The sequence below is a fragment of the Amycolatopsis sp. WQ 127309 genome, from assembly GCF_023023025.1.
Classification (GTDB): domain Bacteria; phylum Actinomycetota; class Actinomycetes; order Mycobacteriales; family Pseudonocardiaceae; genus Amycolatopsis.
On sequence record NZ_CP095481.1, the window covers coordinates 4,379,265 to 4,394,286 of the forward strand.

At 67.4% G+C, this 15,022-nt stretch carries 18 protein-coding genes and 1 pseudogene; 13 read left to right on the forward strand and 6 right to left on the reverse strand.

Annotated elements, in window-relative coordinates:
* Positions 1 to 39 precede the first annotated feature (39 nt).
* The 10 genes from MUY22_RS20665 to MUY22_RS20710 all read left to right on the forward strand — a co-directional run bounded on the left by MUY22_RS20665 (position 40) and on the right by MUY22_RS20710 (position 9,179).
* Positions 40 to 1,059, forward strand: a complete 1,020-nt coding sequence (locus MUY22_RS20665; protein ID WP_247061754.1) for a hypothetical protein — start codon at positions 40 to 42, stop codon at positions 1,057 to 1,059.
* Positions 1,059 to 1,424, forward strand: a complete 366-nt coding sequence (locus MUY22_RS20670) for a hypothetical protein (protein ID WP_247061756.1) — start codon at positions 1,059 to 1,061, stop codon at positions 1,422 to 1,424. The genes MUY22_RS20665 and MUY22_RS20670 overlap by 1 nt, the downstream gene beginning before the upstream one ends.
* Positions 1,421 to 1,861 carry a hypothetical protein gene (locus tag MUY22_RS20675; protein WP_247061758.1) on the forward strand — a complete coding sequence of 147 codons (441 nt, stop codon included), beginning with the start codon at positions 1,421 to 1,423 and terminating at the stop codon, positions 1,859 to 1,861. The genes MUY22_RS20670 and MUY22_RS20675 overlap by 4 nt, the downstream gene beginning before the upstream one ends.
* Positions 1,858 to 2,613 carry a hypothetical protein gene (locus MUY22_RS20680; RefSeq protein ID WP_247061760.1) on the forward strand — a complete coding sequence of 252 codons (756 nt, stop codon included), beginning with the start codon at positions 1,858 to 1,860 and terminating at the stop codon, positions 2,611 to 2,613. The genes MUY22_RS20675 and MUY22_RS20680 overlap by 4 nt, the downstream gene beginning before the upstream one ends.
* On the forward strand, positions 2,613 to 3,047 hold the full coding sequence (locus MUY22_RS20685) for a hypothetical protein (RefSeq protein WP_247061761.1): 435 nt from the start codon (positions 2,613 to 2,615) through the stop codon (positions 3,045 to 3,047). Before MUY22_RS20680 ends, MUY22_RS20685 begins: the two co-directional genes overlap by 1 nt.
* A 3-nt stretch (positions 3,048 to 3,050) precedes the next feature.
* Positions 3,051 to 3,461 carry a hypothetical protein gene (locus MUY22_RS20690; protein WP_247061763.1) on the forward strand — a complete coding sequence of 137 codons (411 nt, stop codon included), beginning with the start codon at positions 3,051 to 3,053 and terminating at the stop codon, positions 3,459 to 3,461.
* Between the two features lie 4 nt (positions 3,462 to 3,465).
* Entirely contained in the window at positions 3,466 to 3,909 is a 444-nt protein-coding gene (locus tag MUY22_RS20695; protein ID WP_247061765.1) for a hypothetical protein, read from the forward strand.
* Between the two features lie 121 nt (positions 3,910 to 4,030).
* On the forward strand, positions 4,031 to 5,884 hold the full coding sequence (locus MUY22_RS20700) for a hypothetical protein (protein ID WP_247061767.1): 1,854 nt from the start codon (positions 4,031 to 4,033) through the stop codon (positions 5,882 to 5,884).
* Positions 5,884 to 8,691 carry a hypothetical protein gene (locus MUY22_RS20705; RefSeq protein ID WP_247061769.1) on the forward strand — a complete coding sequence of 936 codons (2,808 nt, stop codon included), beginning with the start codon at positions 5,884 to 5,886 and terminating at the stop codon, positions 8,689 to 8,691. Before MUY22_RS20700 ends, MUY22_RS20705 begins: the two co-directional genes overlap by 1 nt.
* A gap of 8 nt (positions 8,692 to 8,699) precedes the next feature.
* Positions 8,700 to 9,179: a hypothetical protein gene (locus MUY22_RS20710; protein WP_247061770.1), complete on the forward strand. Its 480-nt coding sequence runs from the start codon at positions 8,700 to 8,702 to the stop codon at positions 9,177 to 9,179.
* 85 nt (positions 9,180 to 9,264) lie between these two features.
* Here the strand turns inward: MUY22_RS20710 and MUY22_RS20715 are convergent, their stop codons facing one another.
* From MUY22_RS20715 to MUY22_RS20730, 4 genes are all read right to left on the reverse strand, one after another.
* Positions 9,265 to 9,414 carry a hypothetical protein gene (locus MUY22_RS20715; RefSeq protein ID WP_247061771.1) on the reverse strand — a complete coding sequence of 50 codons (150 nt, stop codon included), beginning with the start codon at positions 9,412 to 9,414 and terminating at the stop codon, positions 9,265 to 9,267.
* Positions 9,411 to 9,995, reverse strand: coding sequence for a hypothetical protein (locus MUY22_RS20720; RefSeq protein ID WP_247061772.1), 585 nt, complete (start codon positions 9,993 to 9,995; stop codon positions 9,411 to 9,413). The genes MUY22_RS20715 and MUY22_RS20720 overlap by 4 nt, the downstream gene beginning before the upstream one ends.
* On the reverse strand, positions 9,992 to 10,264 hold the full coding sequence (locus MUY22_RS20725; RefSeq protein WP_247061773.1) for a hypothetical protein: 273 nt from the start codon (positions 10,262 to 10,264) through the stop codon (positions 9,992 to 9,994). The genes MUY22_RS20720 and MUY22_RS20725 overlap by 4 nt, the downstream gene beginning before the upstream one ends.
* A 182-nt stretch (positions 10,265 to 10,446) precedes the next feature.
* A complete protein-coding gene (locus MUY22_RS20730; RefSeq protein ID WP_247061774.1) occupies positions 10,447 to 11,154 on the reverse strand; it encodes a helix-turn-helix domain-containing protein in 708 nt (235 codons plus the stop codon).
* A gap of 77 nt (positions 11,155 to 11,231) precedes the next feature.
* On the opposite strand from MUY22_RS20730, the gene MUY22_RS20735 reads away from it, so the two are divergent.
* Positions 11,232 to 11,489, forward strand: coding sequence for a hypothetical protein (locus tag MUY22_RS20735; protein WP_247061775.1), 258 nt, complete (start codon positions 11,232 to 11,234; stop codon positions 11,487 to 11,489).
* 92 nt (positions 11,490 to 11,581) lie between these two features.
* Positions 11,582 to 11,761, forward strand: a pseudogene (locus tag MUY22_RS20740) (MTH1187 family thiamine-binding protein); the annotation flags it as partial.
* A 68-nt stretch (positions 11,762 to 11,829) separates the two neighbouring features.
* Here the strand turns inward: MUY22_RS20740 and MUY22_RS20745 are convergent.
* Complete coding sequence (locus MUY22_RS20745; protein ID WP_247061777.1) at positions 11,830 to 12,237, reverse strand: hypothetical protein; 408 nt, start codon at positions 12,235 to 12,237, stop codon at positions 11,830 to 11,832.
* Between the two features lie 91 nt (positions 12,238 to 12,328).
* Between MUY22_RS20745 and MUY22_RS20750 the strand changes: the two genes are divergently transcribed.
* Entirely contained in the window at positions 12,329 to 13,300 is a 972-nt protein-coding gene (locus MUY22_RS20750; RefSeq protein ID WP_247061779.1) for a tetratricopeptide repeat protein, read from the forward strand.
* A 263-nt stretch (positions 13,301 to 13,563) separates the two neighbouring features.
* Here the strand turns inward: MUY22_RS20750 and MUY22_RS20755 are convergent, their stop codons facing one another.
* Positions 13,564 to 14,997: a neutral zinc metallopeptidase gene (locus tag MUY22_RS20755; protein ID WP_247061781.1), complete on the reverse strand. Its 1,434-nt coding sequence runs from the start codon at positions 14,995 to 14,997 to the stop codon at positions 13,564 to 13,566.
* Positions 14,998 to 15,022 lie beyond the last annotated feature (25 nt).

The window sequence follows — 15,022 nt, forward strand, 5'->3', positions numbered from 1 at the left end:
GCACAGGTAATGGGCGTCTTTTATTGCACACGCGAGAGCGTGAAGCTGGCGCTGGACGTCAACGAGACGGCGCGCGCCGAATGGCAGGTTGACGAGGCCATCGACGCCGCGTCCCGCGAGATCGAGCGCTGCACCCACCGCGTGTTCTACCCGTGGACCGGGACCCGCTACTTCGACTGGCCGTCTCCGCAGAACGGCACCAGCTACCGTCTCTGGCTCGAAGAGGATGAGCTGATCTCGGCCACCCGTGTCACGTCCGGAACCGTTGAGATCACGCTGGACCAGTACAACCTGGAGCCGGTCAATCAGGGTCCGCCGTTCGACCGTCTGGAGCTGCTGCTCGACGGTCCCGCCACGTTCGGACAGAGCGACAGTCATCAGCACGACGTGGCGATCACCGGCGTGTTCGCTGGATGCGCCCTCGACGAGTCCGTGGTTGGCGTCCTGGCCAGCGCGGTCGGATCGACGATCAACACCGCGATCACGGTCACCGACCCGTGGTCCGTCGGCGTCGGCTCGATCCTTCGCGTCGAGTCGGAACGGATGCTCGTCACCGAACGCTCGTGGACCGCGTCGACGCAGACCGTTCAGACCGACGCGCTCACCGTGATGAAGAACGACCAGGTCGTAAAGGTCACCGACGGCACCGTGTTCAGCCGCGGTGAGACGGTGATGATCGACGCGGAGCAGCTGCGCGTTGACGAGATCACCGGCAACTCGCTCATCGTGACCCGCGCGTGGAACGGATCGACGTTGGCCGGCCACGATGTCGGCGCGACGATCTACCGCGGCACGCTGCTGACGGTGACGCGCGGCGCGCTGGGGACGACAGCGGCCACCCACTCGATCTCCGCACCGGTCTATCGCTTCAACCCGCCCGCGCAGGTTCGGTCACTGGCGCGTGCGCAGGCGCTGGACACGATCCTTCAGGAGCGGTCCGGCTACGCCCGCGTCGTCGGCAGCGGCGACAACGCCCGTGGCGCGTCCGGAGTGGCCCTGAGTTCACTGTGGGCGCGCGTGGAGGACGACCTCGGACGTATCCGGTTGGGGGTGGTCTGATGCGTCTCTCAGGGCCTCTCTTCAACGGCGACCCCGGCCGGATCCTCGACGACGCCATGCGCGAGATCGAGCACCAGGTCGGCGTGATCGCCGAGCAAGATCTCCGCTCGCAGCTCGGTCACGTGCTGCGGCATCCGACCGGCCGGTATGTATCCAAGCTGCGCGTCGCCACGCAGGCCGGTCTCGTCCGCGTCGACGACCAGCGCTCGGTGTACGGCCCGTGGCTGGAAGGCACCGGCAGCCACAACGCGCGCTCGCGCTTCAAGGGCTACGCCACCTTCCGCAAGGTCACGCAGCAGCTCGACCGGAAGGCCGGCCAGATCGCGAAGACCGTGCTGGCGCGGTACGTGGGGAGGATCCAGTGAGCATCGGGATCAACGAACTGCTCAACGAACTGGTCTCGCACGCGCTGACGCTCGGCGTCTTCGAGAAGGTCAACACGCACGAGTACAAGTCCGCGCCGGGCAAGGGACTCTTCTGCGAGATCTGGTCGGAGAACGTTGTCCCGGCACGATCCGGTCTGGCGTCCACCTCGATCACGATCACGTTCAGCGTGCGTCTCCGCGTGGACATGATCACGGAACCACAGGACGAGATCGACCCGCGGATCTTGGACGGTGTCGACCAGCTCATGACCGCGTACAGCGGTGACTTCGAGCTGGGCGGCAACGCGCGCAACGTCGAGCTGAACACCGGCGCGCGTGCGGACGCGGGCTACCTCAATCAGGACAGCAGCATCTACCGGATCATGACGATCACCCTGCCGGTGACCGTGAACGACGTGTGGGAGCAGGCAGCATGAGCAAGGAATCCGGCCTCGGTGACCGGCTCTACGTCGGCGGCTACGACCTGTCCGGCGACATCGGCGCACTGGACAGCATCGCCAGTCCGCGCGGCGTGCTGGACGTCACCGGCATCAACAAGTCCGCCATGGAGCGGATATATGGCACGCGCGACGGCAACATGCAGTTCACAGCGTTCTTCAACGTGGACCCGGGCCAGGCCCATCCGGTGCTGTCAGCGCTGCCGACGAGCGACGTCGAGCTGATTTACGGCCACGGGGCCACGCTTGGCAACGTCGCGGCGGCGATGGTCGGCAAGCAGATCGGGTACGACCCGTCGCGAGGCGCGGACGGTTCGCTCACGTTCAAGGTCGAGGTGCAGGCGAACGGCTACGGACTGGAGTGGTGCAAGCAGGTCACCGCCGGCGTGCGGACTGACTCCGCCGCAGCCACCGGAACAGGCGTCGACTTCGGTACGACCGCGGTCACCGGCACGTCGGCGTTCGGTTTGCAGGCGTACCTCGAGGTGACCGCATTGACCGGCACCAATGTCGTCATCAAGCTCCAAGAGTCCGACTCCGCGGGCTCCGGCTTCGCCGACGTCACCGGCGGTGCGTTTACCTCGGTGACGTCCGCACCAGCCAGTCAGCGCATCCAGACAGCGCGCGGCCAGTCGGTCAAGCGCTACCTACGGGTCGTGACATCCGGGACGTTCAGCAGCGCGAGCTTCGTCGTGGTCGTCGCACGCAACCAGACATCGGTGGTGTTCTGATGATCCTCAAACCACTACTTCCTGCGCACGCCAAGAAGACGTACTCGATCATCGCGCCGCGTGCGACGCACTGGCGTAAGGCCACGTGCGACGAGGTCGACTGTGAGGCGCAAGAGTTCGGTTGGGCGTCGGCGATCGATGAGACGACCGACCTCGGCCAGCGGCAGGCGCAGTACATCCGCACCCTGTCCGGCCGGCGGTTCGGTGAGCACCGGAACTCCGCTGGTCTGACGATCTTCGAGTTCGCGCCGGGGCAGCAGTGCTTCACCGCGCACGAGGTGCCGCTTGGCCGGCCGGAGCTGTTCGTTGTCCGCGGCGGCGACACCCGTGGCTGGACCAACGAGGGCAACCGCGTCCACGCCAACGGTGAGGACTGGGTCGACGACTTCGCGACCCACCAGCAAAAGATCGCCGACGCGATCGAGAAGGGATAGATCATGGCTGGCAAGCAGAGTGGCCTCGGCTGGACGACCCTCTCGGTCGACAACTCCAGCGGTGTGGCCAAGGACATCCGCACCGACGTGCACGAGTTCGACTTCAGCACGCCGCGCGCCGTCCAGGACGTGACCGGTGTGGACAAGTCGGCGATGGAGCGGTTGCTCCTGCTGTCGGACTTCCAGATCAACCTCAGTGGCACGTTCGACCCGGATGCCGACAAGTCGCACGACGTGTTCTCCACCGTCAGCTCGTCCGACGTCCAGCGCACCGTGTCGCTCGGCATCGCGTCGAAGACGCTGGCGAACGAGTGTGTCTTCACCGACTACGCGCTGACCCGCGCGTCCGGCGGCGAGTTCACGTGGAAGACCACCGGCGTGCTGGCGAACGGCGCGCTGCCGACGTGGGCGTGATCCGGTGGGATTCAAGGCGAAGCGCAAGACGCTGACGCTGAAGTTCACGGATCCGGACTACGACGGATTCGAGGTCGTCATGCGCCGGATGACCATCGACGACACCTTCACGTTCAACGACTACGAGTTGCGTGAGTGGGAGGCAAAGGTCCGCGCTGGCGACATTCCCAAGGCTGAGATCGACGCGCGGATGCAGGAGATGTGGGAGGGACTCGCCGACGCCGTCGTCTCGTGGAACCTCGAAGACGACAGGGATAACCCGATCCCGGTGTCGGTGGCCGCGATCCGCGGACAGGACCCGGACTTCTTCTGGACGCTGGTCCGCGCATGGATCATGGCGATGCTGATCAAGGTGGACGACGACACAAAAGCGCCGTCCTCCGATGGAAAGCCGTCGGAGGAGCTACAGATTCCGATGGAACCGTTGTCGGGATCCCGAGCGAGCTAGCGGAGGCCAAGTTCATTCTCGGTCTGTGCCAACGGTTCGGGAAGCTGCCTGAAGAGATCCGCGCGGCCGACGCGTCGCTGCTTCGGTTGCTGGAGCTAGAAGACCTGGGAAGGAGTGAAACGTGAGCAACACCGTTGAGATCGTGGTGCAGGGTAAGAACGAGGCCACGAAGATCTTCCGCCAGGTCTCCGGCGACGCCACCGACGCCGCACGTGACAGCGAGCAGGCGTGGACCAAGTCGATGACGTCGATCAACTCCAGCATCGAGCGCGGCGGATTCGGTGCGACCGAGGCCGGCGGAGGATTCAACCGGCTCAAGGAATCGGTGAAGGGCGCTGGCGATGCCACGGGCGAGATGGGGAAGCGCTCGGAGGAGGGCGCCGACCGTCTGCACAAGCTCGGCGAGGCGTCTGACGAGGTCGACACGCGAGCGATGGGCTTTCGCGACACGGTCACCGGTGTTCAGGACACCTTGAAGGGTCTGAGCGATCAGAGCCTGAGCACCGGCGACCGGCTGTTCACCCTCGGCGCCGGTATCGGTGACCTCGGTTCGGCTGGCTACAACCTGCTCGTGCCTGCGATGACCAAGGTCAAGCAGGTCATCTCCGACGTGCGCGATCCGACCACGGATCTCGGCGGTCGAATGAAGGGGCTCGGTAAGTCGATCGCCGGTGTCGGCGCCGGTGCTGCCATCATCGCCGGTATCGGGCTCGCGCTGGACGCGGCGTTCGCCGACAAGGCGGCCAACGTCAACGCGCTGAGCTTCGCGCTCAACAGCTTCGCGCAGACCGGCAAGGCCAGCGGCGAGGCCGCACGTGTGTTCGGCGGCAACCTCGACGACTTGAAAACGTCGCTGGAGATGGTTAACGGCGGCGGCATCGCGAAGTTCATCGAGGGCGTCTACGACCTGATTCCCGGCAGCGACCTGGTCGGCGTGTCCATGTCCGAGGCCAAGGACAAGATCTCTGCACTGGACCAGTCACTCACTCAGCTTGCGCAGCGGTCACCGTCAGAGGCTGGCGCCGCGTTCGAGAAGCTGACCACGAGCATGGGTCTCAACTTTCAGCAGGTCAAGCAGCTCAGGGACCAGCTGCCTGGATTCACGAACGCCATGCAGCAGTCAGCGAACGCGGCTGACGGCAGTGCGCAGGCCCAGCAGCGGAATGCCGCGGCGCTGTCGGACTACTTGACGCAGCTGCAAGCCGCCACCGACCCGGTCTTCGGACTGCTCAACGCCTTGACTCAGGTCAACACCGCGCAGACCGCCTACAACGACGCGGTCAAGCAGTACGGCGTCAACAGCGGTCAGGCGAAGGACGCGTCCGTAGGGCTTGCGCAGGCGGTGGCCGGCGCGGAAGCCGCGGCGCTCAACGGCCAGCTGTCGTACTCGGACTTCTCTGCCGCGCTGGACCATTGGGTGCAGTCCGGCGTGGTGACGGCGCAGCAGGCGTCGTCGATCCGCGACCGGGTGAACGAGGCACATAACGCGGCCAACGCATACACCGGCAACTACGACGCGTCCCTGTTCATGGAGAACCACGCGAGCAACGTGATCGCGCAGGTGCGGCGTGATCTCGATGCCGTGCCGGACAACACGTACAAGCGCTTCTACATGACGTACATCAACCAGATCATCGGCAACGCGCCGTCCAGCTCGCCGGCCGGATTCGGCTTCGTCGGACACAACGCGCACGGCGGTCCGATCGGCCACGCCGCGACCGGTGGCGGACGCGGTGGCATGACGTGGGTGGGGGAGCAGGGACCGGAGCTGGTGAAGCTCCCTGTCGGCTCGTTCGTCAACCCCGCCGGTACCAGCAGCCGCGGCGGCGGATCTCGCGCGGGAGCGAGTGACTCAGCGCCAGAGGTGCGGATCGTCATCGACCTGTCCGGCGGCGACCAGCGGCTCATGGACTGGTTCAAGAACCGCATCCGCATTGAGGGCGGCAACGTTCAGACGGTGTTGGGGGCGAACTGATGGTCGACTTCCCCTACGCGCCCGAAGATATCGCCGTTGAGCTGTACATGAACGGCACGTGGAACGACCTCGTGTCGGCCGGCCGGATCAAGCTCGACGACGGCGTGCGCATCCAGCGAGGCAAGTCCAGTTCGACGACCGGCTTCTCACCGGCGTCACCGTCGTCCTGCACGTTCACGATCAAGAACAGTGACGGTGCATACTCACCGGACAACCCGCTCTCGACGTACTACAAGAAGCTGGTGCGCGGTACGCCGGTTCGCGTCGCGTGCCGCGTGGCCGAGGACACCTTTACCCGCACCACGTCGAACGGACTCGGCACGGCCGACCGCGGCGGCGTGTGGTCGCTCTCGACCACGGCGAGCCGCTACGCCACCGCGGGCTCGGCCGCCACCATCTCGTTCGCGACGGCCAACAACACCGCGTACGCCTACCAGGGCAGCCAGCTCTACGCGAGCCACGACGTCGCCGTGACGTTCACCTTCCCGTTCTCGAACGTCACCGGCGCGGGCGTGAGCGCCGCCGTGATCTTGGGCTGGGTGTCCGATACGGACTACTTCGTCGCTCGCCTGAACATCTCGGCCGCCGAGGTGATGACGCTCGACGTGACGCACATCGGCACCGGCGACACCATCACGTCCGCCACGACGGTGTCTAGCTTCGCCTTCACCGGCCAGGCGATCCGGATGCGCGCCCAGCTGGCCGGCCAGACGATCCGCACGCGGGTGTGGCTAGCGGCGTCCGCCGAGCCCGCCGACTGGCTGACCGAGGACAGCTACGCGTTTGATGAGCTTCTCGACCGCGCCAAGGGAAGCGCAGGATTTCGAGTCAACGTCAACGCAAGTAACACCAACGTGCCGTTCTCCGTCACCGTCGACGACTGGGAGGTACGCAGCAACCGTTACGCCGGTTCAATCACGACTCTGGAGATCCAGACCGACGTCACCGGCAAGGAGATCAACACCTACGTCGAGTGCGGCGGACCGCGCCGACGTCTGGGTCAGGGTTCGTCGCCGGTGGATTCGCCGCTCAAGCACGCGCAGTCTTCCTTTACCACCACTCTGTTCTCGCTCACCGGATCGTCACCGCATCTCCAGTATTTTCCGTGCGAAGACGCGGCGGGTTCTACGCAGTTCGCATCCGGATTGACCGACGCACCGGACGCGATGATCGTCGCGTCCGGCACGCCGCAGTTCGCAACGGACTCCAGCTTCCCGGGTTCGCTGCCGATCGCGAAGCCGAACGTCTCCCGCTGGTTCGGCCCGCGCGTGGTCGGCGCGAGTGCGACCGGCGAGGCCCAGCTGCTGTTCTGCATGACGGTGCCACAGGCCGGCGAGGTGGACGCCGCGACACTGGCGCAGATCCAGCTATCCGGCACCGCCGGGTTCGTTGACATCGTCTATGGCACGGCGTCGAGCGGCCGCCTCTACTTGGTCTTCTATGACCAGGGGCGCGCCGCCGTGCACACATCGTCCTCGCTGATCACCGGGCTGAACGGCACATCGGGGATGTTCTCGGTGGAGCTGACGCAGGACGGCGCCGACATCGACTATCGCGCGGACGGCCTTCAGGTCGGACAGCTCAGCGCGGGAGGCAGTCCTGGCACCTGCACCGGACGCACCATCGGGACCGTGCGCGGCGTCTACGCCACGCCGTACGCGCAGGTCACCGCCTGCTCACTCGGGCACATCGCGCTGCGCAACGACATCCTCAGCAACGGCGTGCTCACCTTCCTGACCCCACTGAATGGCTACTCGTTCCCCGACACGCCGACCTTCGAGATCTTCACCGAAGCCACGTTCCAACGCATCGAGCGAATGTGCGCGGAGAACGAGGTTCCGTTCACCTTCATCCGGCGGCCGAACATCGAGACCGACTGGACGGACGTCGGCACGCAGCCCGTCGCCACCGCGCTGTCCATCATCGATGAGTCGGTGGCCGCGGACCTCGCCACGCTCTACGAGGACCGCGACATTGAGGGCTTCGTCTACCGCTACGGCCGGTCGCGTTGGAACCAGGACGCAGTGTTGACCGTCGATATCGCGTCCGGCCAGCTCGCGCCACCGTTCAAGATCCCGAAGGACGATCAGGCGCTGCTCAACGACGTTGAGGTGAAGCGCAAGGACGGCTCGGCGGTCCGGGTCACCGATGACGACTCGATCGCCGTGGCCAGCCGTTACGACACGAGCGTTACGCTCAACCTCTGGTCGGACACACAGCTCGCCGACCGCGCGTACTGGTTGCTCCACGTCGGCACCGCCGATGACCCGCGCTACCCGTCGATGGAGCTGAACCTCGCGCGCGCCGCGCGCGACTCGACGCAGCTCTATCTCGACATGCTGGCCGTCGACATCGACGACCGCGTCGTGGCCGACAATCCGAACGCTCTCGTCCTCGGTGCGGATCTCGACCTGCTCGCCGTCGGATATGCGGAAGTGTTGGCAGGCAAGGCGCACACGCTGACACTGGCCTGCACCCCCGGTGGCCCGTACGCCGTCGCGGAGGCGGCAGGCACGACCGGCGACACCAACACGTGGCTGTGCCGAATCGATACCGACAGCTCCTCGGTGACCGGTACGTCCGTGGCCGGCGTGACGACGCTCAAGGTCAAGACGCCGTCCGGTCCACTGTGGACGACCACCGCCGACGACTTCCCGCTCTACCTGAACGTCGGCGGCATCCAGGTGCGCGCGACCGCGTGCAGCGGTTCGACGAATCCGCAGACGTTCACCGTCGACGCGCTACCTACGTCGCGAACGACCGGCGACGACGTATCCGTCTGGCACCTACCGGTGCTTGGCTTCTAGGAGGAGAGATGGCTTTCTTTGCCGGTCAGAAGCTGCGCGCCTCCGACCTGAACAACATCACCTTTGGCGCGGAACAGGGTGAGTGGACGATCCTCGCGAACCTCGCGCTGTCGACGCCCACCCTCATCAACAACTGGACGCCGTACGTCGGCACTAACCCAGCGACCATCTCCGGCATCAGCCACTCCAGCGGAGTGTTCACCGTGACGCGCGGCGGGATCTACGTCACCAGCCTTGCGATTCGGTATAGCGCCACCACGGCGGACCGCTACTGCTTCATCGCGGGCACGGGCAGTTCAGATATCTGGGCCAAGAGCAGCACACCGAGCGCGGCGTCCGGTATCAACACGTCGTGCGCGGTGACCAAGCGCATCGCGGCGGGCGGGACCATTCGGATGTACGGGTACGCGGGCTCCGCCACCAACGCGATCCACGAGTCCGGCGCCGAGCTGGTCACCGGCTGCACGATCTACTACGCCGGACCCTGAACTTGACCCTCTCGAACACACGTTCTAGAGTCGAAGATGCCCGGTGCGCCGACGGGGAAGGTCGGTGCACCGGGCATCTACGTGTTCAGCGGCAGGCGCAGCCGCCGAAGCTGAGCCACGCCGCGTAGCCGAGCGCGATCAGCATCGCGGCGACCAGCATCCACAGTATCCAGCGCGGTGCGCGGATGTCCGGCTTGTTGTTCGGGTTGATCCGGTCGCGCCAGCGCGCGGTCACTCCACGTCCAGCAGGTTGAGCACGCTCTGGGCCAGCTTCTTCTCCGCCGCGGTCGCCTTCTTCTGGAAGATCGTGTCCGCGAGCGACCGCACCGACTCGATGTTGCGCGTCAACCGTGCGAGCTGCGCCGTCAGTTCCGCCTTCGACGGACCCGCGGGCGTCGTCCGCGGCGCGCGCTCCGGCAGCTTCGCCAGACCGGTCTCGATGTTCGTCAACGCCGTCTCGATCGCGTCGACGTGCTCGACGTACCCGCCGCGCGTCACCTCTTGGAACCGCCACACCGGGTAGTGCGCGTCCGCGCTGCCGAACGCCAGCTCGGCGAGCATCGGACGGGTCCAGCCGGTCTCCTTCACACGCATCAGCCGGATCGCGACCGACTTGCGCGTCTTCTCGTCGGCGACCTCGCGCTTCGTCGTCGGTGCGGCGGTGGGCTGCTCCTTCTTCACGGCAACAGCGGTCTCCGTCGCTCCCGGCCGCTTGGTCGCCTTCGTCGTCGCGACGGCGGAGCGGGTGGTACGTGGCTTCTTCGGCGTGCTGACGACGACGGCGGTCTCGGTCGTCTGCTCGGTGGGAGCGGTCATCGGTTCGACTCCTTCGCAACCGCGAGGTGGGCGAGACCGAAGAACTCGATGACCTGCTCGATGCAGCCGTCGCGGTCCTCGGTGATGTCGACGTCGCCGTCGACCTCCGCCATGTCCGTCGTCGGCGCGAGGACGTGCCCGTCCGGGATGTGGGTCGTGTCCATCAGCGCGGTCATGATGCGCGTCCAGTGGGTTCGATCGCCGCTGCTGTCGCGCTCGTCGCGGATCGCGTCGATCAACGCGGTGCGGAGCTCGGTGTTCATGATCATGTCTGTTCCTCTGGTCGGTGGTCGCGCTGCGTCGTGGTGACGCTGCGTGACCAGATAACCGAAAGTGAGGACATATGTACACCACCGTGTGTAACGGAACGATGACGGTCTGTCACGTGTACGACGCGGCAAGCGGCCCCGCCGAGGGATCGACGGGGCCTGGATGCCGCGTTGGGTGCGCCCTAGCCGGCCAGCGCGGGCGCGAGGCGCTGGAGCAGCCAACCGGCGCACCAGCGCGCCTCGGAGTCCTTGGACACGGCCTCCTTGGCGAGCTTGGCCGCGAGCTTCTGCGGGTCCGGCGCGGTGGTCGGGTCGGCCGCGACCTGCTTGGACGTCGTCCAGTCATACTGCATCAACCGCGACACCTCGGAGGCGAGGCACAACCTCCGGACGCGCTCGTCGGTGTCCAGTACGTGGGCGACCAGATCGGCGTTCTCACGACCCGGCAGAAACCCGACGATCGACACGGCGTTGGCGCGCAGCGTGGACGTCTTCCCATCGACGGCCCACGTGCGGAAGTGCTCGACGCCGGCCGGGTTCACGATCGGCGCAACCGCGGCGTCGATCGTGCTGGACGTCGGACCCTCGGCGAAGATGTCCGGGTCGCCGGATTCGACGGCCGTCTTGATCCGTGCGAGGTGCTGCTCGTCTTCGATCTTCCGGAGCTTCGGGTGCGTGATGTCCTTGCGTCGCATGCCGACTCCTAACACCCGCTCGTACGCGCTCACCACGTCCAGATGGAGCGGTCGCACGCCTGTCTCGATTTGGCTCAAATACGTCTTGGAGTAGTTCGTGGCGGCGGCCATGTCGGCGAGGCTGAGCTTCACGTACTCGCGTGCTGCCCGCAGCCTGGCGCCGTTTTCATACTCGCCCTCGGTCGTTGCGAACACCAGCGAACACCCTCTCTGTTCATCTGACCGCCTGTGATGTCGAGACTACAGGCATGCCGTACCACCAGGGAGAGCTCATGTCCGCCGTGATCCACATCGATCCCGAGGCGATCCACCCGGTGATCGACGGACTGTGGCACCGGACGCGGCTGCGCGGCATCCCGGAACCCGGCGAGCCGTTGCTGATGCTGTGCGGCATCCAGGGGGTGGCCGTGTTCGACGTACTGGCGAAACGCCGAGAACGCGGCGTTCCGCATCAATGCCCGCGCTGCGAGGTCATCTACAGGCGTGAGCGCGGCATCGCGTCGATCCCGATCAAGCAGAGGCCAGCGTGAGCTGGTGGATCCGCGACGACGGAACGGAAGTCGTGGAAGATGAAGACGGCGTCGTCGTCGCCGAGGACGCGTGACCGTTCCCTTTGCTTGCGTTCACCAACGTCGAGGGCGAGTGGGACGAGGTGATGGACGTCGTCAAGCGCGCGGTCGAGGCCGCGGGGGAGGGCTCGGCCCGCGTCGGGCTCGTCCTGAAGGCCGACATCCGCCCCGGCTTCGCCGATCAGCTCGAGGCCAAGGTGGACCGGATCGAAGCCCACCTCCGCGACGGCTGAGCCCCATGCGCCCCAATGTGGCGTTGGGTGCGTCCAACGCACCCAACGCCACATTGGGGCGCTCGGGGTCAGGGCAGCGGCGGGGTGAAGGCGACCGTCCAGCGGCCGTCGTCGGTGGTCACCGTCAGCGGGTAGCTGAACGGGCGGCCGTCGGCGAGGACGCCGTCGACCGTGGCGCGGGTCGGGGCCCGCTCGTCCGGGGCCAGGCGGACCGTGACGCTGTGGACGCCGTTGCCGGCCAGCACCTCGGCGTAGTCCTTGGCGAAGTCGCCCGCGCCGGAGCCGGGGTAGTCGAGCAGGCCGGCGAGGGCGTCCGCATCGTGGGCGGCGAGCGCGGTGGCCAGGCGGTCGCGCAGCTCGGCGGGGGTGGCCGCGCCCGGGTCCGGTTCGTGCACGATCAGCAGCGTCACCGCGCCGATCCAGAGGACGGCGGCGGCGATCGAAAGCCCCACTTTGACGTCCCGCCGGATGTGCACGCGGCCGAGCCTGCCCCAGCCACGCCGTCCTGCCAAGCGGACGTGCCGGGCACCCGGTGAAACACTCCGGCGCGCGTGCCAGGATGGAACCGTGACACAACCACGCGGATCTGCAGCGAAGTCAGCGGCCCTGTCCGCCGCCCTGTCCGGCGCGGTCGACCTGTCCGCGCTCAAGGCCCGTGCCGAAACGGCGCGCCGGCCGCCGGCCCCGCCCGCGAGCGGCCCCGGCCCGGAGGGTGACGCACCCCCGTCGTCCGGGGCCGTGATCGATGTCACCGAGGCGACGTTCCAGACCGAGGTCGTGGAGCGGTCCCTGCACCAGCTGGTGATCGTCGACCTGTGGGCCGAGTGGTGCGGCCCGTGCAAGCAGCTGTCCCCGGTGCTGGAGCGGCTGGCCGGCGAGTCCGGCGGCGCCTGGATCGTCGCGAAGGTCGACGTCGACGCCAACCCGCGGATCGCGCAGCTGTTCGGCGCGCAGTCGATCCCGACGATCGTCGCCATCGGCGGCGGCCAGCCGGTCGACGCGTTCTCCGGCGCGCTGCCCGAGCCCGAGATCCGCAAGTGGATCAACGCGCTGCTCGACGCCCTGCGCGACAAGCTGCCGGCGATCCGCGAGGCGGAGGCCAACGGCGGCGGCCCGGTCGAGGAGCCGGAGGACCCGCGCTTCACCGAGGCGGAGGAGGCCTTCGAGCGGGGCGACTTCGCCGCCGCGCAGGCCGCCTACGAGCGCATCCTCGACGTCGAACCGGCCAACGAGCTGGCGAAGAACGCGCTGGCCCAGGTCAAGTTCACGGCGCGAGCGGAGGCCGCGGACCCGGACGCCCGGACAAAGGCCGACGCGGACCCGGCGGACCTGGACGCCCAGCTCGCGGCGGCCGACCTGGACATCGCGGAGAACGACGTCGAGGCGAGCTTCAAGCGCCTGATCGACGTGGTCCGCCGCACCGCGGGCGACGACCGCAACAAGGCGCGCGAGCACCTGGTCGCGCTGTTCGACCTCTTCGACCCGGCCGACGACCGGGTCATGAAGGCCCGCCGCGACCTGGCGAGCGCCCTCTTCTGAGCCGATGTCCTGAAGGGCACCCTCATGGCTCTTACGTCCCTGAGGGTGCCCCTCACGGCATTCGGCTTGAGTACGCGAAAGGCCCCCACTGCGAGGTGGGGGCCTTTCGCGTGTGGGTGGCCGGGCGCGAGCCGGCCGTCGCGGAGAGGGACGCACGAGTGGGCCGTTCGTATCGGTGCGCGAGTGGCCCGTTCGTGCTGAAACAGACCCTCCGGACGCGAAAGGCCCCACCTCGCGGTGGGGGCCTTTCGAACCGGTGAAGCTCAGCCGTACTGCTTCGAGCAGACCGACGAGCCTTCGAGGTACCCGCGACGCAGCGACTCGACCCGGTCGAAACCGCTGTCCGGGCGCTTGCCGTTGACGTCCGCCGAGACCAGGCTCTCCGGCTGCAGCAGGTCCGCGATCGCCTCGTCGAGGTCACCGGCCGACAGGCGCAGGTCGCCCGGGCGGTTCGTGAACGCCGCCCACGCTCCCACCAGGCACGACGTGCGCAGGCCCGCGTTCGGGTTGTCGATCGACGCGCCCACGCCCTTCTGGATGCCCAGCGCGTACCGGGACGCGACCTCGGAGAACGCCGCGAAGTCACCCATGCCGCCCGGGTCCTCGCCCTTCATCTCGGCCTCGCGGTCGATCGGCTGGGCCAGCTCGGCCAGCTTCGCCAGGTCGATGCTCACGGAGTTGTCGTCCGGGCAGTAGGACGCCGGGGCCGTCGTGGTGCAGCTGCCGCCGTCGTTGATCTCCGGCGCCGCGACGCCGGCGCCCTTGAAGGCCTCGTCGAGGCTCTTCTTCAGCAGCTCGACGGCCTGGTCGTTGAACTTCGCGTCGCCCTTGCCGGTGTCGCCCTTGTCGAACGGGCGCTCGGTGAGCCGGGCCTTCACGTTCTCCGTGTTCATCGCCGCGCACTCCTTCGGGCCCTTCTCGAACCCGGCCTGGAACGCGAACGTGCGGTCGAACGCGGTGCCGTGCGCGCCGCGGTCGGCGGCGCTGGTGCCCGCCTGGTCGCGGATCAGGAACATCGACGCCATCACCTGGTTCAGGCCTTCGGACGTCGACACCTGGTAGTACTTGCTCTTGTCCTCGGCGACCCAGCGGAAGTAACCGCCGGCGAAGCAGTCGGCCTGCTGCTCCTTCACCACGGTCGGGGTGCTCTTGGTGATCCCGGCCTTGTCGCCGAGGCGGTACTGGACGGCGTGGCCGAACTCGTGCGCGAGCACGACGACGACCGACATCGGGCCGAACCGCTTGCGCAGCATCGGCAGCAGCACGCCGCGGTCCCACGCCACCGAGTCGTCGGTCGGGCAGTAGAACGCGTTCACGAGCTTCTTGACGCTGCCGCAGCCGGTTTCCTCGGTGTCGGTGTTCGCGTCGTAGGACAGCAGCGACTTCACCGGTTCGAACTGGACGCCGAAGTCCGACGGGAGCATCTCGCCCCAGTACGTCTGGACGTCGTCGATCGCGGCGGTGGCGAGCTTGTCGTCCTCGCCGCCGTCGGCGTTGCGGACGTCGAGGCTCGGGGTCGGCGCGCCGGACTTGAGACCGCTCTCGAAGTGCGTCACCGGCAGCCCGGAGACCGAGCCCGCGCCGGTGTCCTGGACCGGCCCGCTCCCTGAGCCGCTCTTGCTGTTGCACCCGCTCACGGCGACCGCCGCGATCGCGAGCAACGCGACCAGCGCGCGCCGTCCTCCCCCTGAGGTCATCTTCACTCGCTCCACTCCCAGCCTG